The following is a 19,107-nucleotide window of genomic DNA, read 5'->3' on the forward strand; positions in this document are numbered from 1 at the left end:
ACGGGGCAGCCGCCAGTGACGGGCCGACCACGGCGCTGACAATGGCCTGCAGTAACGCACACCCCCGGGCATGGTCGCTGTGAATTGAGGCGCAGTTGCGCTGAAAATCGAGGTGCAATGCTGAATACCTGTGAACGTGGCTGATAAGGCGACGTATCAATAGGCATTTGTTCACAAACGTGATGTTCGACCGTCAATGCGACAGCATGAAGGTGTCGTACTCCAGATCCTCCAGCACCCTCGAAAGCCGGTGCAGCCCCAGGAGCACACAGACCAGCAACGAGAGCGTAAAGCCATAGCCGAAGAAGCTGGGGCCAAGGTACTGGCTGAGCAGGGTCAACACGGTATTCAACACCACGAACCAGACACACAGCTCAAGAACGATCATGCGCTTGTCCAGGTAGAAGAAGACATTGAGCAAGGCCATGAACACCACCTGGAGACTCACGCCAATCAAGGCGATGTGAAACAGTGGCAGGTAGTAACTGGACAGCCCCAACCACTCGAGCAAACGCGGGGCGAACAGGAACAACAGCAACACCGTCACGCCCTGCACCTTGCAGATTTCCAGCAGGCCCTGGCGGATCGACAGGACCATCTCGGTTTTCAGCTGACCGATGTACTGCAGCGTTTCGCCGTCTCGTATGGCTTGAAACAACCGTTCGCACCACTCGGCGAAATCGGTTTCGATGCGCACCAGAAACACCGCCATGCCGGGGATGATCGCCAGGTAGGCGAGGAAGATTGGCAGGTCATAGATAATCGAGGCGCGCAGCGGGCCGACCATTTCACTCGATGTCCCGGGGTTGAGCCAGAACAGGAATTTGTCGACCCAGATCCCCAGGTTGTAACAGAAGCCGGTGACGAGCAGGCTGACAAACACCTGGCGGCGGTCGAGGAAATCGAAGGCAATCAGTTTCTCTGCCTGGTACTCGCGCAAGATGTCGTAGAGATAAAGAAACAGCAACGCGCTGTGACCGATCAACAGGGCCAGCAGCAAGCCCGGCAGTTGCAGGAAGCTCAACGCATAGGCACTGGCCACCATCAGCGAATAGCCCACCAGCATCACCAGCAGGATCCGGTTGTAAGCCTTCATGCCGGACAGAAAGATGATCACCAGCCACAGGTTGCAGAGGACGACGAAGTTCGCCAGCACCAGCACGCGGAAGATCAGCGATTCGTCGAACAGCAGGCTCAGCACGATGGTCCCCAGCACCCCGGCAGCGAGGGTGACCAACAGTAAAATCCCCAACAGATTCGGCAGTATCCGCTCGTGCTGGTGTTCGTACAGAAGGTCGGAAACGAAACGGGTAAAAAACAGCTGCAGGCCACCGGTCAGGATCAACGAGCTGGCCATCAGGTAGGTCACGGTCACCAGGAACTGGCCAACCAGCACGTCGGGCAGCAACAAGCCCAGACTGATGCTGCCGACCAGCATCACGCTGACAATCGACAGCACCCAAGGGCCGGAACTGATCAATCCGGCATACAGGTAGGCATGCAGGGTCGCCGTGTAGGAGTCGCGCGAGAGAATTCTGCGCAGTTCAAAGCCTATTCCAGCCATTCAACAGGCCCCCATGGCGGCGTGATAAAGATCGCGATAGCGGCGCAGCATCAAGGCCTGGCTGTAGTAACGGTTGACCCGCAACTGGCCGCTGGTCTGCGCGTCTTGCCAGCGCTGCGGGTTTCTCAGCAACCCAAGGATTGCGGTAGACGTGGCCTGAGGGTCGGCGATCGCCACCACCGTCCCGCCACATCCGAGGTCGCGGTCCTCGGCACTGCCGCCTTCGATCAACTCGCGGCAGGACCCCACGTCGCTGCTGACCACCGGTGTTCCGGCGGCCCAGGCTTCCAGAATCACCAGCGGCTGGGCCTCGCTGATCGAGGTCAGGACCATCAGGCCCAACTGCGGCAGGATGTCCTGGATGCGTTGAAAACCGAGGAAACGCACCTTGCCGTCCAGCCCCAGGCTCGCCGTCAGGCTGCGGCACTCACTGGCGTATTCCGGATCCTCTTCTTCGGGCCCGACAATCCAGCCTTCGACCTGGGGCATGACACTGATCACACCCCGCATGGCGCGCAGGAAGGTCTTGACGTCCTTGATCGGCACCACACGACCGATCAAGCCAACCACGGGGGCAATACCGGGCGCTCGTGCGTTGAAGGCAGCCGTCCATTGCGCCAGGTCAATGCCGTTGGGAATCACCTGGGTGCGGGCCGGGTCGGCACCGTCCTGGATCTGGCGCTGGCGATTACCGTCGTACAGCGCAACGATAGTGTCGGCACTGTGGTAGGTCAGTTGGCCGATGCGCTCGAAGAAGCGGATCCAGAGCTCACGGAGGTAACCCGTGCCGGCCTCCAGGCTCCCGTTCAGGGCATGTTCGGGACTCTCGGCGAGCCAACTGGCCTGGGCCAGATCGATTTTGCGCTCCTTGGTATAGATACCGTGCTCGCTGAGCAGATAGGCACAACCCCAGCGCTTCTTGAGCATGCTGCCCAGTATCCCGGCATAACCGGTGGAGATGGCGTGCAGCACCCGTGCCGGTGGCATTCGCCGCGAGGCTTCGGCGAGCATCAGCAATGGCGACTGCATGGAGCGCAAGGTCCAGAAATAATTGACGAACGACGGGGCACTGCAGTACTGCCGATAGCCGCTGCTGAGCACTGCCCAACTGGCACGGCTGCGCAACACATCGTCCAGCGTCAAGTGCCCCTGGACCATGAGGTCGAGCAAGCGCTCGCCCAGCTCCGGGGCCGGCGTGTCCGGGTGGTGCAGGAAGCGATACAGGTCGGACAGTTGCTGCTCGCAGGCCTTGCGCGGCAATGCCCTGGAGCTGGTCGGCCGGGTGGCATCCTCCAGAAAGACTTCCTCGATGTGCAGAACATTCGACGGAATCTCATAGCGCCGGCTCGCATAAGCCGAACGCTGTCCGCCAATGAACATCACCGAGAACGTCAGGTCGGGCAGACCGAGAATCATCTGGTGGATCCAGCTGGACACGCCTCCGCGGACATAGGGCCAGGTACCTTCAAGCAACAGGCAGATGTCAGCGAGCGGCCTATCGTCTTTGCGGTTCATGTCCAGCTCCTCACCAGGGCGGCGAATGGCGGTCGCTGCTGCATGTCCACTGGCAGGCGGGTCAACAGCCCGGGCACCTCATGGTAACGACCGGCCACGAAGGCCAGTTCCGCGCGATACGGCAACACGTGGGCCTCGTCTATGCCGCTCTCCTGGGCCAGGCTCAACAGTGTGTCGGCGCGTTCGACATCGCCACGCTCCAGGGCAATACGCCCGGCCAGCAGGAACAGCTCACCGCCCTCCCCAGCCTGCAGTCCTTGTGCGGCATGCTCACTGGCCTGATTGAGGACGTGCTCCAGCACACTGCCCTGGGCCAGCCCAAGATAGGCCAGCTCCCAGTACCAGCGCGCCAATGTGGCGTGCAGTGCGCCTGCCGCTTGTGCAGTGGCCGCGGGCACTTGCGCGAGGGCGGTTTGGATCCGCAGGTTGATGTCGCTCTCCAGCGCGTCGAGCATCGAGTACGCCAGCAACCGCACGTCATCGCTTGGATCACCCAATGCCAGCTTGAGGATAGGCACCGCTTCCCGGCCGGCCATACGCCGGGTCGCCAGCAGGCCGGCCGAACGCTGCTCTGGCTGCGGTGCATGACGCAACACATCCTGCAATCCTCCCCCGGCAAAGGTCGACAAACCCGTGTTGACCTGGGCCAGGAACGGCAGTTTGGGGATGGTGACGGATCGCCAGGTCTGTTTGTCGCGTTGGCGCGACACGTGCAGCGTCGGAAAAATCGCCATGACCCCCAAGGTACCAAACACAGGCACAAAGAACGCCAGGCTGAAGATCAACAACGGACTCCAGGGCAGCGGCGAACGATAGCGCACCGGCAACGACCGCCACACCGCCGCACACAGCAGCGCACAGGCAAGTCCATGGACAGGAATGAAGACCAGCCACTGTTGCCACTCGGGCGAAGCCGACCACAAACAGCTCCAGCTTCCCGCTTCCAGCACCAGGGCCGCGCTAAACATCCACTTGCTGATCATTCAAACCACACTCGTCGAATAGAAAATGACGCAACCCGGCGCAATCGTCGGCAGGCTCCAGGTTGCAGGCCAGGACCTGTACACCCAGGCTGGCCAGGTCGCTTTCGACACCAAACTCCTCATGCAACAACACGCCAATGCGTGTGAGATACCCGGTGGCGCCTGTCCTGTCGGTCAAGGGCAACAGCATCAGCAGTACCGGGTTGCCCCGACCATTAGGCACCAGCAGTTGCACGTCGAGACCTCGCTGGTGGCGCTCCAGCAGACGCACCAGCCGGTCATTGGCGCGGGTCATTTCCAGGCCGAACAGACACGCATTGAGCCCATGTTGCTGGTTATCCGAAAGGCAACGCTTGAGTTGCCGGCTGAAATGGTGGGCATCGGCATCCACCGATTGCAGCACGTGCCGGTCACCGCGCAACAGGTCGGCGATGTGTCCGGCCAGTAGCGCCAGCAGGCTCAGGGTCCGCTCCTGAAAGGCAAAGAACGGCATCTGCCGGATCGCCAGGACCGCCAGCAGATGGCCTTCGGCATCGATCAGCGGCACACAGGCCTGCAGCGAGTAGATCTGCGCCAGCCCGCCGGAATCGATCAACTCCTGGCGTACGCTGATCAGTTCGCCGCGTTCCAGGCAGAGCCTGATCAAGCCGTCATCGGTGTCCAGCGCCTCCATGGCCCCAATGGTAGCCAGTGCGTCTGGCTGAACCGTTGTCCGCTGCTCATCCACTCGATACAGCCCGGCCACTCGTAGTGAGCCGTATTGGCCCAGCAACGCCAGGATCGGCCCGGCCAGGAGCGTCAGTGCATCGCCTTCGCCGGGCATGACCCGCAGCTTTTCACGCAAGCCAAGCAACGCACTGCGCAGGCTCTGATCACTGCCCGCCACGCGCTGCTCCAGCAGGTCATGGGACACCCGAAGAATCTGGTGAGCGCAGGTGAACTCGTCCAGACGCGACCGGCTGTAGTCGTTGGCCCTCTGCAGGCGCTGCAACCGCTGCTGCCACAGATCGTGCACCTCCCCCACCAACATGCCGCACAGCAACAGGCCAACAATGAATGACGGTTCAATCTGTTCGTAGGCGGCGAGCCCGGCAGCCCGCAGGATGAACAAGGTCATCACCAACAGACTGGCGCTCAGCAGGCCCCGGGCAAAGCCATAGCGCACACCGGCCAACAGCGGAGCCAATACCGGCCAGGCAAAGGCGGCATGCATCTGCAGCGGGTCTTCCGGTATCAGCCACAGCCCCAGGCCAATGAACAGTCCCGTGACGACCAGGGTTTCCAGCCAGGACACCGGGCCTTTGGCACGGGGCGCCAGGCTGTAATCCATGTAGGGAGATTTCATCGCAATCACTCGAACCGAAGGCTATCAACCAGCGGTTCGATCACCTGCTGTGCTGTGCCGGCAAGGCTTTCACGGGACCAGCCGGCCCGCGCCCCACTTTTGCTCCACAGCACGCGGCCGCTGCGCACGTCCATCACACGCAGGCTGACACCCACCGCCGGCTCGCCATCCAGACCGCTTTTGTACTGCCACTCCTCGACACTGCCCATGATCACGTAGTCGAGCTGCTCGGCGCGCGCCCAGTCCATGGCGCCGGCCAGGCGTTCGTTGTCATCCATCAGGGCCTGCTCACCTTGAGTGCTGACCGGGTAGACGCGTGGCTGCAGTCCATGGCGGCTGATCGCACTGAGCAGGATCTGCTCGCTGCGCTCACCGGCTTGTGGTGTCTGCGAATAGTTGACCATGGGCAGAATGCCCCACTGCGCCTGACGCGGCAGGTTCGGGCCGGCGTCGCCGGTAAAGCGGGTGCAACTGGCGATCAGCAAGACCGCCAGGCCCAGACTCAGATTACGGATCACTTGCATCGCTTGATGTTCCTCTAGAAATTCCATGATCAGCGCCCAAGGCGCACGCTGTAGCTCACACCCAGGGTTCCGCCCGCCTGCCCGTTGCCGCCTTGTGGCTCGGATTGGTAGCCCGCGGTGAGGGCCAGTTCGTCATTACCCAGCACTTCCATGCCCATCCCGGTGTTGATGCCGTAGTTGACGGTTCGATCCAGCCACTGCCAGCCAACCGTCACGTCCACCAGCCAGGTGTACTGTGGGTGCGCCCGGCTCAGCGCGCCCGGCATGCCTCGACGCCAGGTACTGCCCAGATACAGCAGGCCGTAACGACTCTGCAGCAGGTCGCTGGCGACCACGGTGGGTTGATCAAGCGGACTATCCGGGTCTGGCGGCTCGACCCTGACCGGGCCACCGTTGTTGCTGGACAACGAGTCCAGAGGACGATCGTCCACCTGGTTGTGCTGGTAGGCGACGCCACTGCGCAAGGTCCAGGCCGGCCCTTCGAACTGCAGCGTGTGGCCATACTCCGCCTTCAGATCCTGACCATTGCCCAGCGCGTCGCCACCCCGGGTGGAGAATGACTTCTGGGCCACCTCCCAACTGAGCTGGTCACGGGCGGTCAATCCATGGCGGCCACCCAGCCGGACGCCGTCGTACTGCCCGAATGTGCGCATCAGGCCACTGTCCTCGCTCTCGCGGTGCCAGTCGAAACCGGCTTCGAGCTCGTCACCCGCACCCAGTTGCCAATGCCGGCTGAGGCCGAAACCGTTGCGGTCATCGTCCTGGCGCTGGCTGGTATCGAGGACCAGCGTGTAATGACCGCGCTCCACTTGACGCTGCAGGGTCAGCTCGGCGTTACGCTCCTGCCCCAGGCGTGATGAGATCAACTGATCGCTATCGTAGGTGCCCTGCTCCAGTTCAAGGTTGGCGTGCCACTGATCACCCAGGCTTTGAGCGACCCGCAGACGCGGCCCGTTGAATTCGAGCCCGCCGAAATCCTGTCCATGCCAGGCCAGCTGTGCCCCCTGCGGCGTGCGCTCGTGACCTTCCACCGCCTGCCGCCGCAGTTGCTCACGGATGGCCTGGGGTTGCTCATCACCCAGCTCGGTCAGGCTTACGCCCAAGGCCTCGACGTGACGCCCCAGGCGGCTGAGGGCCTGGGCGCGCTGCGCCGGGTTCAGATCGGCATTGCCCAACAGCGCTTCGACCTGGGCCGTGTTACGGCTGCGCAGGGCTTCCTGAATCTGCTCGTAACGCTCAACCCGCAAACCCTGGCCGCGTGCCCACGCCAGCCATTGATCCTTTTGCGCGGGCTGATTGGAAGCATCGAGGCTCGCCAGCAGACGTTCGAACCACAGCTGCAACATGGCCGGAGAACCGTCCTGCCACTGCAGCACCTGTTGCTGAGCCTTGCGCGGCGAGTAGCTGGCGGCCATCAGGCGCAACCAGGTGGCGTACCGCTCGGAGGATGGCTGCAGCGTTTCACTATCAAGGTCACGTATCAGCTTCAAGCGCAGGCGCTGCGCGGCATCCTGATAACCGGCGCTGTCCAGCGCATCGGCGTAAGCGGCCTGTACCAGCCAGTCCTGAGGATGGGCCTTGAGGTGCAGGCGATACCAGGCCAGGGCCTCGCGGTTACGGCCGAGCAGTTGGCTGGCACTGGCAAACGCCAGCCACAGCGTCGGCTCCTGGCGTGCCAGGACACGCCATTTGCTCACCAGTGGCCCGAGCGCGGCAACGTTGCCCTGATCCACGTACAACCACATCAGGTGTTCGCGAAACCGCTTGTCGTCGGGATACCGCGCCAGCCCCGCAAGGTACACCTGTGCCGCCTCATCGAAGCGCCCCTGCTCCACGGCCAAGGCACCACGCATCGCCAGGACCTGCGGCAGGTCATAGAGGGCCGGATAGCGCTCGGCGTCGTTGAGCAACGCGCTGATCTGCGTCCAGTCCTGAAGCGCCCGGGCCTGTTGCAGCGCCTGGATCAAGGACGGTGGTTCGTGGCTGCGCTGCCAGCCGGCAACCAGCAGGCTCAAGGCCCGCTGCGGATCGCGGGCATGGTAGAGGGCCGCAAGCCGATCCTCATCAGCACGGCTGAGCGAGCCTTCGAGACTCAACAGCTGTTCAAGGGCCTCCTGCAGTGCGTCGTCAAGCTCGAGATCCCAGGCCAACGCCGCCCGCGCATGCCAGAAACCTTTATCCACGAGGGTGCGGCTATCCACTTGCAGCACCTGCCAGGCCGCCTGGTTATCGAACAGTTTCAGGTACGTACGAGACCTGTCGAGCCGTTCGGGCAAGGTCAGCTCGAAATGTGTCGACAGGTTTTCGTAGGCCATCGCCTTGGCCGTCAGCTGTCCGGTACTGTCCAGGTTCAGCAGCAATTTGCTCCAGGCCAGGCGATGCCCGGGGTACTGATGCAAGTAAGCCCGCAACCAGGCTTCAGACTGCTCCGGGGTGCCCCGCGAGTCTTGGCTGTAAACCAACGCCTCAAGCTCGTCATCGGTCAGTGCTCGCTGGTCCATGATGACGGCCAGCAACGGGATCGCGCGGTCAAAGTCGAACAGGTGCATTGCCAGACGCCAGGCACGCTCGCGGATCTCGGGGTGTTCACCCAGGTCCAACAGCCGGGTCCAGTAATCCAGGGACTCGTCCAGCTCGCCGCGCCATTGCGCGAGAAGGCCCAACTGCTCAAGCACGTACACGTCGTGCGGATGCTCGATCAACAATTGCCGGCCACTCTCCCTGGCACCAGGCAAGTCGCCCAGCGCCAGGCGCAGACGGAAGTCTTTGCCCAGTCGGTCGGGGTTGTCCGGCTGCACGCTGCGCCACCGCTCAAGAAACTGCATGGCCAATTCGGTACGCGTGTTCGCCAGCGCAATATCGGCGCCCTGCTCCAACCAGGCGACATCGATGGGTGGCCCCTCCAGCGCGTCGAGTTCATCGGCCAGTACCTCTATCGCTTGCTCGCCGCGTCCGCTCGCCAGCAGGCTGTCGAAAGCCTGCCGCGCGTATTGACGACGGTCTCCAGGATGCTCGCTGCCCTGCCAGAGTTGCACATAGATGTCGGCGGCACGCTCCGGCTGTTCCCCGGCCAGGTACCACTGCGCCGCAGCGTCAAGGGACGCCCTGCGCTGCTGCGGATCGCGGCTCGCCAGCTCTTCATGGACCAGCGCGGCAATCGCCGGTGCCTGCAGGCGCAACGCCAGCCTGGCCAGGCGCTGCAGTTGCACCAAGGGCAATGACTGACGATCGATCGCCTCCAGCCGCGCCCGCTGCTCGAGGGTCTCGTGAGCACCGGTCACCGCCAGGCTGTCGAGCTCAAGTCGGTAGTAATCAAGCAGTGCCGGCACCGGTCGCGGCCAGCTCTCCAGGTAACGACGAGCCTTGACGGTGTCACCGAGCTGGATCAGCAGGTCCACCAGTTGCAGGCGCAATCGGTCATTGTCCGGACGGGCCATCAACAGCAGCGCGGCATAGTTGGCCGATACCGCGTCCGGTTGACGACTATCAGGGTGGAATACGGCCTCGGGCTGGAAAACCAGGAGCAACAGACCGCCCACGGCACCGGCAACCACTGCCAGCACCCACGGATTGAGCAGGCGGACGTCCTCAGTCACAGATGAGTTGCCCCTGGCTCACCTGCTTGAGGGGCAGTTGAAAATGCCAGAGGCCGGCAGCGGCCGTGCCGGCAAATCGCTGCCCATCGACTTCTACCCGGCAGGCGGTAGCGGAGCGCACGGAGAAGTTCAGCTCGACTTGACCGGCGAAGGAAAAGCGCACGCGCCGGGGAGCCAGATAACGCCAGTCCAGCAACGGCAGATTGGCCTCTTCCAGCGCCGGCCGCGGGTCCCTGTCGGGCCGCAACACCAGCAACGCCCGGTCGCTGCTCAAATGCACATAACGCCCCTGCGGCAGATCCCGCACACCGGCCACGCCTTGCGAGCGAGCCAGGTCTGGCCAGCCCAGTTGCGGATCCAGGCGCAAGGTGCGCAATGCATCCATCCCGCGAACCTGCCAGTCGCCGTCGGCGGTACGGGCCAGGCTGGCCTGATACAACCCGTGAACACGATCCAGGTAATCGCTCATCCACAGCGAAATCGGTTGCTGGTCCTTCATGTAGCGGTAGATGTCGTTCACGGCCTTGATCGAGGCCTGTTTGGTGCCCGAATAGAAGTGGTAATACAGGTGCAGGCCGCGCATGCGGCGCGGGCTGTCGGTCAACTCAAAGGTGTCGATCAGGTCGCGAAAGCCGTAGTACGGCCCGTTCCACAGATTGGTGTAAACGTTCTCGTTGATGATCGGCGCGTAGTACTGCAGGCCACCTTCGGTCGGCCTGAGCAACGGGCTCAAGCCGGTCAGGGACGGATCGGCCCGGGTCAGCATGGTCTGGGCGCCGTTGACGTTTTTCAGGCCTGAGTCGTAGGCCAGCTTGACGGTGGCAGGCGATGGCAAGGCATCGCCCGACCAGAAGATCAGCTTGACCGGCTTGTCAGGGGTGGTCAGGCGCTGGTTGATGTAATCGCGCGAACCCACGACTTCGCGTTTGAAGTCGATGGTGTCATAGCCCGGAATCGCCATTTTCAAGCCATATGCCGCCGTGAGGTGGGCATTCTTGCGGGCCAGTTCCGGTTGCATGAAAAACGGATGGCTGAAGGTATGTGTCGCCACTTCGACTTTCGGCTCGGCGAACAGCTCGCGGGCAATGGGCTCCAGCTCCAGGGCCAGGTACGGGTACATGCCCTGCGGTGACACTTCACCTTCGATCACCGATACCGAGGTGAGGAACGGGTTGGGCCGCACGAAGCCATCCAGTACCTGCCGGCCGGCATAGGGCATACCGCGCACTTCCGCCCGGGACGGGAAGCCGTCGCCATCGATATGCACGGTGGCGATCCGCCGGCCGTTTTCCGTGGTGGCGTCCGGGCGTGGCAGCGCAGGCAAATGCAGGGCGGCCTGGAGAAACGCGAAAGGATCGAGAATCCAGCGTGAGCGCTCGTTGTTCGATTCCAGAAGGTAAGGCGCCAGGGCCAGCCCGCCCCAGTCGGCGACGGCCACTGGCGAATATTCCTGGCCGCTTTCAGCCGTGAGCGACAACACCGCCTTCGGGCCTCGAGGTAACAGCGAAATCGCCAGCAACTCACGGCTTCTAGGCTGAACAGGCGCCTCGAATGCCCCGATCAGCGACTGGTCCTGATGGGTGATACGCAAGGTTTGCAGGGCTCGCGCCGGCGCACGACTGAACCCCAGGCGCTTGAGCAGCCCATCGTCCTCAACCGGCAGACCGGCGAAAAACACCAGCGGGACCCGCTCATCCAGCCGCAGGTTGAGCCAGCGGTTGAATGCCTGGCTGTCCGGAGGCGGACCGCTGGTCATCCAGGTCAGGATACCGGCATACAGGCCACTGAAACCCTGCTCCGGCAACGAAGCATCCGCGGCCAGGTAATCCACCCGGTAGCCCAGGTATTCCAGCAACCCACCCAGCAGGGTATGCCCGACGCTGGAGGCCAGATCCCCCTCTCGTGGGTCGTAAAGCAGTGCAATTCGACGCGGCTGAACTTCGATGTTGCTGATGCCCAGGGTGTTCAGCTCAGGCGTGCCAATGTACGGAACGAACCCCTCTTTGCTCAGGCGCTTGGCCAACTGGCGGGCTTCGTCACGGCGGGACGGCGGCAGGTACTCGATCGCCACCAGTGGCGTGCCTTTGGTTCGCAGGGGTTGCAACTGGGTCTCCAACCACTGGCGGTCCGCCTCGGGTACCGGCCGATAACGCTTGGCAGCCGCATCCCAGCCCGCGTGGATTGACTCCACGGCAACCGCCGACGCCACGCCATCGAGCTGCGGCAGGACTTCGAAACCACGGTTGAAAAACAACCGCAGGTCCGGCTGGCGCCGATGCAATTCACGCAAAAAACTGGCCAGTGCCAGGCGCTGGGATTCTCGCGCCGACTCGGGCAGTAACTGAAAGCTGTCCAGCGTATCGAGGAACACCCCGGCATACCCGTCCGCCTGCAAGGCCTTGGCGCGGCTGAACAGGTGCTCACGCCAGGCTGCGGCGGTGAGGTCCATCACCTGGCTGCCCCAGGCGCCATTACGTACAGGGCTGACCGCCTCCGTGAGGGACGCCATGTCGAGCTCTGCCTGGCCACCGTGGAACTCGCCGACCGACAGATAGGCGAACGGCAAGCTGCCCTGGCTGCGCAGTGTCTTGACGTCGGCAACGGACAGATGCCCCGGCTCCACGACCGCCCAGTCGAACTGGGCCAGTTCCAGGAGCGGGGGCTTGTCGGCGTACCAAAAGACCACGCTGCTGGGCGGCGGCAATGTGGCGGCCTGGACGGTGGGCCCTGTCGAACACACCATCAAGGCGGCCAGCAAGCGCTTGAACGCCGAGCCAGCGCGAATTCTGCGAAAAGCGTTTTCCATAATTCACTTTTTCAATGGCTGAACCGATACCGTTTGCATACCGGGAAGCAAGACTGCCGGGGGTAAAGACTGCGGGTAAGTTGCGCCATGCCTGCGGCGATGGGGGTGGCTACTTCATCCGGGCAATACAAGAAGAGAACTAGTCAAGGAATAAGTCTCAACCACATGAACACTGAACCTTCGAATACAACCATGCTTCACTTTTTATATACGGCTACTGCGTGCCAGCACCATCACCACGCGGGCCCATGGTTTCAGCGGACTTCTCCTGCTGCACAACACAAATAGATTTTCACCGACATCAATCGTGTAACGCGTTTCACCCAGTGGCTGCATCCAGTAACTCAAGCTGGACTTGGGCTGGAAGATAAATAGATCGAGTGAGTTCAATTGTTCTTGACTCATATTATCGGTATTACTCTTGAGGCTACTGTCGACCTCGACCATTAACCGAGAGCCATACTTCTTCACTCGAAAAGCGCTATAGCGATTCATGACACCGATTTCCGCCCTGGTATCCGCATCGATCACCCGGGTCGCCATGCGTAAATGACTCAAGTCCGAAGGACTCAAGTCCAGACTGAATCGAGTCATGATCCAGGCGGGACGTGCATTGATCTGTACTTGCCGCGCGCTCTCGCCATCGCACCAGAGGTCCATCGGCACTGGTTGCCCCACCGATAAACGCCCCAGCCCAATACCCATCACCCCGACGAGGGCGAAGGCCAGGCACCAGATCGCGGTCACGCTGCGTTTAGTCATACAACTGCACTCCCACGCAGCGGGACCTGGCCAGTTCCAGCTCTCCTTCGCAGAGGATCGCGTGCTCCCTGTGGTACACCGTTATCAGGTACAGGTTTGCGCTGCTCGACGAGATACCCAGTAACTGCACCAACTGCTGGCTGCGCTGGGCCAAGGTCTGCAACTGGGGGGTTGTAAGGGAGTGCAGGCCATCAGCCGGCACATGCACACGCATGCCTTCTATCGTCACCGAGGGGGCAAATACCGGGAGATCGGTGTTCAACATCGGCGTCTGGAGAACGACTCCCAGGAAAAAACTGGCGATACCCCACAGGATCAAGGCGATCAACAGTCCCCAGTATTTATACGCAGACATTGCCCGCGCCAATACGCTCGACATGCCACCCTCGACAGGCCCAGGTGAAGCGGTTGAGGGTGCGACAACGCTCTCGACGTCCTCGGCCGGCAGCAACGTTGACGCCGCGTAATCCGGCAAATCGTGGTCAATCTCCCGCGAGTCGGGAGTCGAAGCCGCCTCCTCCCCGGCTGCCTGCAACGCTCGAGTGTGCACGCCATCGGCGAGCTTGTAGCCCACACGCGGCAGCGTCTGAATGAATTCGCGCCCCGGCTGCAGCGTCTCCAGCGCCAGGCGCAATTGGCGAATCGACTGGGCAAGGCTGTTGTCGGTCACTTCCAGGCCATACTGACCCCAGGCACCCTCCATCAACTCGCGCTTGCGCACCACGGCCCCTCCCGACCGGAGCAACAAGGCCAGGCAGCTGCTGGTGGTCGCGCCCAGGCGCAAGGGCGCCACGTCAGGCGCATCCACACGAAACAGCAGGAAGCTGTCCTCATCGAAGACAACCTGCTCATCGATCAGCACTCGGCCCATGGCCCTTGACCCCCTTGCGCACGTGGAAAGCCGATAAGCAAACGCGTCAGGTCCGCATGGTTGTCGACATCCAGAGTTAAGCAGTCATTGCGTGCCTCAGCGTGTGGTTGCAAGGATTCGGTCATTTCACTTGCGTGTAACCCCTGGCGCCTGGTTTCGCTCTTGTACAGTTCAGTCGAGAGATTGATCTTGTTCAAGAACGGCCGGCTGTTTTGCGCCAACAGGTGCAACGGGCGGCTATTGATCGTGCGCAGGGCATCAGCATCATCCATGACAAGAAAGACCGTATCGGCAGTGATCATTGGGGTTTCCGGGCGGCGTGTTCAGGTCAGATCAGAGAGCCGGTGCCCATCGACATGTTCGGGAGAACGGGCGTGTGTCGCTCAGGTATCGATTGCGGGCCTGCTGCCTGGTCGGGCCCAACAACGGTCGCCGCGGATCAAACACCCTCTTTGATCCCGGCCAATTCGCTGCATTAAGGCATAGCCCTCCAAAGGCCGCTGTGAATTGGAATGAGCGGCGCCCGGACGGACGATGAAAGTATTGAAAAGCGATGAATGTCCATGAAATAGGTGGGGGTGATGATCATTCAGTCATGCTGTGCTCGGCGTGGAGGCTCTACACCTGTAAAGATGCAAATCCGGGATCCGGCTTACCCCGCGCCACGATGAGTGTCGCCGTCCAGGCAACGAGCGCACCCAGTCGACCAAAGCGCCTTTTTGTTGGCCCAGTCTGTGCCGGATCAACCATCGACGGCCGGAGGCTTGTCAGGTGCAGGCGCGGCGTTTGGACTAAGGTAATTCAGGAGCCCCCAAACCGGTACGCACCTGATGAACGCGCACATCACACAATTCCTTGGCATGTTCACCACGCTACTGGCAATCATCAATCCCCTGGAGGCCATCCCGGTGTTCCTCGGCCTGCTGCAAGGCAAGAGCGACCCCGAACACCGCCAGGTGGCACGCAAGGCCTGTTTCTACGCGCTGCTGCTGATGTTCTTCTTCCTCATTTTCGGCAACCTGTTATTGCGCCTGTTCGAGGTGCCATTGAGCATGATCCGGGTAGTGGGCGGGGTGATCCTGATGCGTATCGGCTTCGAGCTCTTCGCCCCCTCGCCCGCCAGCAACCTGATCCCCAGCGCAGGCAAGGGCAACCAGGACGTATCCTTCATTCCCTTGGCCATGCCGATCATGTTCGGCCCGGGCGCCATCGCCACAGTGATCGGCCTGACCAGCACCATCAAGGACTCCGACCGCGCCGTGATCTCTTTCGCCGTAGTCGCCCTGGCCATCTGCGCCACCATGCTCACCGTCTACCTGTCCCTGGTCTACGCCAAGAACATCCTCAAGAAAATCGGCCCGCAAGGCATAGATGCCGCCACCCGCATCGTCGGCTTCTTCGTCTCCGCCATGGGTGTCGGTTTGATCTTCCACGGCACGGTTGAGTTTCTGCAGTCCTACGGGGTACTGCTCAATGGCGTCGTGAAGTAGTGGCTGAAGGGTGGGTTGTGAAGGTACTCGTACCGACGCAACCCGGCGCCTGGAGAAGCGGCACGGTCCCTTGCGTCGCGTACCGTTGCGGAGCACTTCACTTTCTTGAAGACAAGATCTTTCTGGTCGGGTGACTGGAAACCTCGCAATGGACACAATCCCCCTGATTCGCATCGACAGTATCTGACCTGCTTTCAAAACCGGGAGGGATTGTGATTTATCGGTCATGCATGATCTGGCGTTGTATCGCCTAGCGAATGCCGGCACCCGCCATGGACTCTGGTACCCACTGCGCCGTCGATAGCGGCTCGATATACCGAATACCGCCATGAGGGCCTACCACGCCATTGATGTTGTAGGAGCCGCGCGACAGATCGTAAGTCATGAAAGGGGTGGCATCCGGGACCTGCTGGTCATAGCTCTGGCTGAGGAAAGCGAAGGAGCCACGATAAAGCTCGCCACTCATGCCGTACTGATCGGAGGCCAGAGCGGCCCAGGTGTCTTCATCCAGGTAAAAGCGGCGTTTCTGGTAGATGTGCGTTGCACCGGGCTTGAGGTTGCCCTCCACCACGTAGACGCGGTGTTTTTCCCAGCGGACGAAGTCCGGGGAAATGTAATTGGGGGTGGTCAGCGACGCGGCATCCCGAGCATAGGTCAGTTTGTAGGTGTTGTAGGGCACGATCATTTCCTGCTTGCCCACCAGCGTCCAGTCATACAGTTCGAGGGCACGGGCGGTACCGGGGTTCGGTGTGTCGTAGGCCAGGATCGAAATCTGTTTGACCCGGCGCTGGGCCGGCATGTACTGCCAGGCACGGCCAGGACGCTGCAGCGGATTGGTGGCGTTCTTGAGCATAATCGACTCGCCGGCTCGCCGCGCAGGTCCGGTATAGGACAGTTTCAACTGGTAGTAGAGGTCGGAGTTGTTGATGGGCTTCGACATGTTCTCGTAAATCGGGAAGGAGGCGTATGCCGCGCCGGTGACAACCAGGCTCGGCACCCCCGCCGAGTCGACGCTCCAGGAGTCGTACTTGGAATGGATGTTGACGCCCTGGTAGCGCAGCAGGAAATTCCACATCGCCTCGGCACCCGATTGCGGGATCGGGAACGGCACACCGGGCAATACATTGTCGAAGGCTATCCCATCGTCGAGGGACCTGGCGGCGGTGGCGTTCTTGCGACTATTGTCCAGTACCGCCTGCGGCAGCGCAGCGGTGCGGTGGGTCGGATACACGTCGATGCGGTAGCCCGGATAGCGCCTGGCCAACTCGACAGTGGTGGCCGTCAGCAAGCCCTTATACTGGTCAACGTTCTTGCCATTGATCACCAGCAGCGGTTTCTCGTGCGCATAGGGGTCCGGGCGCATGCTATCACCGGCCTTGAAGCTGGCCGGGGCTGTGGTCAGGCCACCGCGATAAGGCGGAATGGAGCCATCGGCATTACCGGCCTTTTCAGCCCCCACCAGCGTCAGGCGGGTACCCAGTTCGGCGGCTTCCTGACTTGACACCAATGCCTGTGCATCAATAGCCAGCGCCATGAGGAGTGAAGCAGCCAGAAGACTTTTCACGAATTTCATATTGTTATTCTCCTGCTTAGCGTACCAAGCAACTCGTGACTCAAGCGAAGCAGTCGCATCCGGCGGTTCAAGCGGCAGTACGCTGTACACACCCCCTCGGATAACGACCTTCCAAGGCTGGCAGTGCATTCACACAGGGCTGGCAAAATCATCGCGTTGCGCCGGCCTGCAGCTTGCCCGCCTGGTTATGTTCGCCTTGTGGGCGACCAGACTGGCTCAATCGCCAGATGCGTTTTTATGACTGACATTAAGGCCCCCCAAATGGGGGGGAGCTTTTCATTCGACGACAGTCGCTTGGCTATTCATGACAGACCCGGAATATCCCGCGGGGATGGCGGCCGTGGTTGCTTCAGTCAGGACCAGCAGCGCCTTATCAAAGTCGTATGGAATTACCGTTACTCACGTCAAGCAGCAGCTCTGACCTCGCTCACAGCACAATTAATCCAGGCAGCCCCTGCCCTTGCCAACTCTCGGGCCTTGCCTTCGCTAATGCCGTAGTGCTTGCCCACACGAACCATGTGCCACCGCTTGAGGCATCAGCGCGAAAATCGGAGATGTAGATGGGTCGACTATTTGACGATGACGAATCGAAGTTCATCCCCGGGCCGAAGCCGGGCACGCAGAAGGGTTACATGAAGGGGCTGAAGCAGGTACGCAGCGCATTCGACGCCGCGTCTATCGAAGCGATCACCCTCAGGTGATCGCCCAGGCGCCACCTGAACTACAAGACGCGATGGACCTGGCCTTTCTGACCGCTCAACGGCCGGCCGATGTGCTGAAGGCCTCAACCAACGACCTCAACAATGGTTTCCTGCTGGTGGGCCGGGGCAAGACCGAGAAACGCCTGCGCATCCGATTGTTCGAAGGAGCCGACGCGTCGGCGCTCAGCGTCTTCCTCGAAGCACTGCTCGAACGCAAAGCGATGAATGGAGTCAAAAGTTCAAGCCTGATCACCAACCAAGCAGGCTTGAGAATGAGTTATGCCATGCTGAGAAATCGCTGGGATCAAGCCCGAGAGAAAGCAGCCACGAAGGCCGCAGCCGAAGGTGATGCGACGCTTTCCACCACGATCCGCCGGCTCCAACTCAGTAATAAAGGAGTAATAAAGGGGACAGTAATAAAGGACAATAAAGGGGACAGATTTATTTTTTTGCTCTCACACGCATGAGAAATAAGTCCGTCTCCTTATCCGCGAATCCACAGCCGTTAGCGGTCTTTCGCGAAGGGTTACTTTGGGTTGTGGATTGCAGCCTTTGGTGACCGGCAGCAGCCGACCAGAAGCGGTCAATATGTCCTATAAATAAATCTATAAATAAATCGGTCCCCTTTTCGGTCGAGACGCTGCCATGTCCGCCCCGAGCATGACCCTGTACCACAACCCGCTTTCCCCCTTCGTTCGCAAAGTCATGGTGCTGCTGCACGAAACCGGACAACAGGACCGCGTGGCGTTGCAGGCCAGCGTGCTCACCCCGGTCAACCCGGACTTGACCCTGGTCGACGACAACCCCCTGGGCAAAATCCCGGCTCTGCGCCTGGCCGACGGCAACATCATCCACGACAGCCGGGTCATCCTCGACTACCTCGACCACCAGCACGTCGGTAACCCGCTGATCCCCCGCGAAGGATCGGCTCGCTGGCGACGCCTGACCCTCGCTTCGCTGGCCGACGGGATCATGGACGCGGCCGTGCTGGTGCGCTACGAAGTCGCCCTGCGTGCCCCAGAGAAGCACTGGGACGAATGGCTCGACGGCCAGCGCGACAAGATCCTTCGCACCCTGGCATTGCTGGAAAAAGACGCGATTGCCGAGCTGACCTGCCACTTCGATGTGGCGGCAATCAGCGTCGCCTGCGCCCTGGGTTACCTGGACCTGCGCCATCCCAATCTGCAATGGCGCACATCGAACCCGCAACTCGCCGCCTGGTATGCCGACGTCAGCCAGCGCCCGTCGATGCTGGCGACTGCGCCGAAGGTGTGAAGCCGGCAAGGCCCAGTACCTAGCAGTTCTGCTAGTTGGCAACACCTGAAAAAACTCCGATGCTGTAGGTCCTGCTTTTGGGACCTTGCACGGAGTTCCGTC

Annotated in this window: 15 protein-coding genes; 4 read left to right on the plus strand and 11 right to left on the minus strand. The window is 61.4% G+C overall.

The genetic code is table 11. The features are described 5' to 3' along the window. Positions 1-193: 193 nt before the first annotated feature. From pelG to AC3WQN_RS16000, 10 genes are all read right to left on the minus strand, one after another. Entirely contained in the window at positions 194-1,564 is a 1,371-nt protein-coding gene (gene pelG, locus AC3WQN_RS15955; RefSeq protein ID WP_103399985.1) for an exopolysaccharide Pel transporter PelG, read from the minus strand. Next, positions 1,565-3,079, minus strand: a complete 1,515-nt coding sequence (pelF, locus tag AC3WQN_RS15960) for a GT4 family glycosyltransferase PelF (RefSeq protein WP_103399984.1) — start codon at positions 3,077-3,079, stop codon at positions 1,565-1,567. Continuing rightward, positions 3,076-4,062 (minus strand): transporter, encoded by a 987-nt coding sequence (locus tag AC3WQN_RS15965; protein ID WP_103399983.1) that lies wholly within the window; start codon positions 4,060-4,062, stop codon positions 3,076-3,078. Before AC3WQN_RS15965 ends, pelF begins: the two co-directional genes overlap by 4 nt. Beyond that, positions 4,040-5,407: a PelD GGDEF domain-containing protein gene (locus AC3WQN_RS15970; protein WP_256587262.1), complete on the minus strand. Its 1,368-nt coding sequence runs from the start codon at positions 5,405-5,407 to the stop codon at positions 4,040-4,042. Before AC3WQN_RS15970 ends, AC3WQN_RS15965 begins: the two co-directional genes overlap by 23 nt. A 5-nt stretch (positions 5,408-5,412) precedes the next feature. Beyond that, a complete protein-coding gene (locus AC3WQN_RS15975; protein ID WP_103399981.1) occupies positions 5,413-5,931 on the minus strand; it encodes a penicillin-binding protein activator LpoB in 519 nt (172 codons plus the stop codon). A gap of 29 nt (positions 5,932-5,960) precedes the next feature. Further along, a complete protein-coding gene (locus AC3WQN_RS15980; RefSeq protein WP_256587261.1) occupies positions 5,961-9,527 on the minus strand; it encodes a tetratricopeptide repeat protein in 3,567 nt (1,188 codons plus the stop codon). Beyond that, the gene (locus AC3WQN_RS15985) at positions 9,520-12,333 is read right to left on the minus strand and encodes a bifunctional glycoside hydrolase/polysaccharide deacetylase family protein (RefSeq protein ID WP_103399980.1); all 2,814 of its coding nucleotides are present in this window, start codon (positions 12,331-12,333) and stop codon (positions 9,520-9,522) included. Before AC3WQN_RS15985 ends, AC3WQN_RS15980 begins: the two co-directional genes overlap by 8 nt. A gap of 204 nt (positions 12,334-12,537) precedes the next feature. Continuing rightward, complete coding sequence (locus tag AC3WQN_RS15990; RefSeq protein ID WP_103399979.1) at positions 12,538-13,095, minus strand: hypothetical protein; 558 nt, start codon at positions 13,093-13,095, stop codon at positions 12,538-12,540. After that, the gene (locus AC3WQN_RS15995) at positions 13,088-13,966 is read right to left on the minus strand and encodes a transcriptional regulator (RefSeq protein WP_103399978.1); all 879 of its coding nucleotides are present in this window, start codon (positions 13,964-13,966) and stop codon (positions 13,088-13,090) included. Before AC3WQN_RS15995 ends, AC3WQN_RS15990 begins: the two co-directional genes overlap by 8 nt. Beyond that, positions 13,951-14,268: a hypothetical protein gene (locus tag AC3WQN_RS16000; protein WP_103399977.1), complete on the minus strand. Its 318-nt coding sequence runs from the start codon at positions 14,266-14,268 to the stop codon at positions 13,951-13,953. The genes AC3WQN_RS15995 and AC3WQN_RS16000 overlap by 16 nt, the downstream gene beginning before the upstream one ends. 528 nt (positions 14,269-14,796) lie before the next feature. Here AC3WQN_RS16000 and AC3WQN_RS16005 point away from each other — a divergent pair. Next, entirely contained in the window at positions 14,797-15,456 is a 660-nt protein-coding gene (locus AC3WQN_RS16005; protein ID WP_103399976.1) for a MarC family protein, read from the plus strand. Between the two features lie 250 nt (positions 15,457-15,706). On the opposite strand, the gene AC3WQN_RS16010 is transcribed toward AC3WQN_RS16005, so the two are convergent. Next, positions 15,707-17,029: a DUF1329 domain-containing protein gene (locus AC3WQN_RS16010; RefSeq protein ID WP_103399975.1), complete on the minus strand. Its 1,323-nt coding sequence runs from the start codon at positions 17,027-17,029 to the stop codon at positions 15,707-15,709. A 560-nt stretch (positions 17,030-17,589) separates the two neighbouring features. On the opposite strand from AC3WQN_RS16010, the gene AC3WQN_RS16015 reads away from it, so the two are divergent. The 3 genes from AC3WQN_RS16015 (at position 17,590) to AC3WQN_RS16025 (ending at position 19,005) form a co-directional block, all read left to right on the plus strand. Next, positions 17,590-17,730, plus strand: a complete 141-nt coding sequence (locus AC3WQN_RS16015; RefSeq protein ID WP_256587260.1) for a hypothetical protein — start codon at positions 17,590-17,592, stop codon at positions 17,728-17,730. A gap of 32 nt (positions 17,731-17,762) precedes the next feature. Beyond that, entirely contained in the window at positions 17,763-18,197 is a 435-nt protein-coding gene (locus tag AC3WQN_RS16020; protein ID WP_256587259.1) for a site-specific integrase, read from the plus strand. Positions 18,198-18,375: 178 nt separating this feature from the next. Then, positions 18,376-19,005: a glutathione S-transferase gene (locus AC3WQN_RS16025; RefSeq protein WP_103399974.1), complete on the plus strand. Its 630-nt coding sequence runs from the start codon at positions 18,376-18,378 to the stop codon at positions 19,003-19,005. Positions 19,006-19,107 lie beyond the last annotated feature (102 nt).

The organism is Pseudomonas sp. FW300-N1A1 (assembly GCF_058789115.1).

Bases quoted from the DNA above. Each gene is read 5' to 3' on its own strand.
- pelG (WP_103399985.1), bottom strand. From the start codon at position 1,564: ATGGCTGGAATAGGCTTTGAACTGCGCAGAATTCTCTCGCGCGACTCC.
- pelF (WP_103399984.1), bottom strand. From the start codon at position 3,079: ATGAACCGCAAAGACGATAGGCCGCTCGCTGACATCTGCCTGTTGCTT.
- AC3WQN_RS15965 (WP_103399983.1), bottom strand. From the start codon at position 4,062: ATGATCAGCAAGTGGATGTTTAGCGCGGCCCTGGTGCTGGAAGCGGGA.
- AC3WQN_RS15970 (WP_256587262.1), bottom strand. From the start codon at position 5,407: ATGAAATCTCCCTACATGGATTACAGCCTGGCGCCCCGTGCCAAAGGC.
- AC3WQN_RS15975 (WP_103399981.1), bottom strand. From the start codon at position 5,931: ATGCAAGTGATCCGTAATCTGAGTCTGGGCCTGGCGGTCTTGCTGATC.
- AC3WQN_RS15985 (WP_103399980.1), bottom strand. From the start codon at position 12,333: ATGGAAAACGCTTTTCGCAGAATTCGCGCTGGCTCGGCGTTCAAGCGC.
- AC3WQN_RS15990 (WP_103399979.1), bottom strand. From the start codon at position 13,095: ATGACTAAACGCAGCGTGACCGCGATCTGGTGCCTGGCCTTCGCCCTC.
- AC3WQN_RS15995 (WP_103399978.1), bottom strand. From the start codon at position 13,966: ATGGGCCGAGTGCTGATCGATGAGCAGGTTGTCTTCGATGAGGACAGC.
- AC3WQN_RS16000 (WP_103399977.1), bottom strand. From the start codon at position 14,268: ATGATCACTGCCGATACGGTCTTTCTTGTCATGGATGATGCTGATGCC.
- AC3WQN_RS16005 (WP_103399976.1), top strand. From the start codon at position 14,797: ATGAACGCGCACATCACACAATTCCTTGGCATGTTCACCACGCTACTG.
- AC3WQN_RS16010 (WP_103399975.1), bottom strand. From the start codon at position 17,029: ATGAAATTCGTGAAAAGTCTTCTGGCTGCTTCACTCCTCATGGCGCTG.
- AC3WQN_RS16015 (WP_256587260.1), top strand. From the start codon at position 17,590: ATGGGTCGACTATTTGACGATGACGAATCGAAGTTCATCCCCGGGCCG.
- AC3WQN_RS16020 (WP_256587259.1), top strand. From the start codon at position 17,763: ATGGACCTGGCCTTTCTGACCGCTCAACGGCCGGCCGATGTGCTGAAG.
- AC3WQN_RS16025 (WP_103399974.1), top strand. From the start codon at position 18,376: ATGTCCGCCCCGAGCATGACCCTGTACCACAACCCGCTTTCCCCCTTC.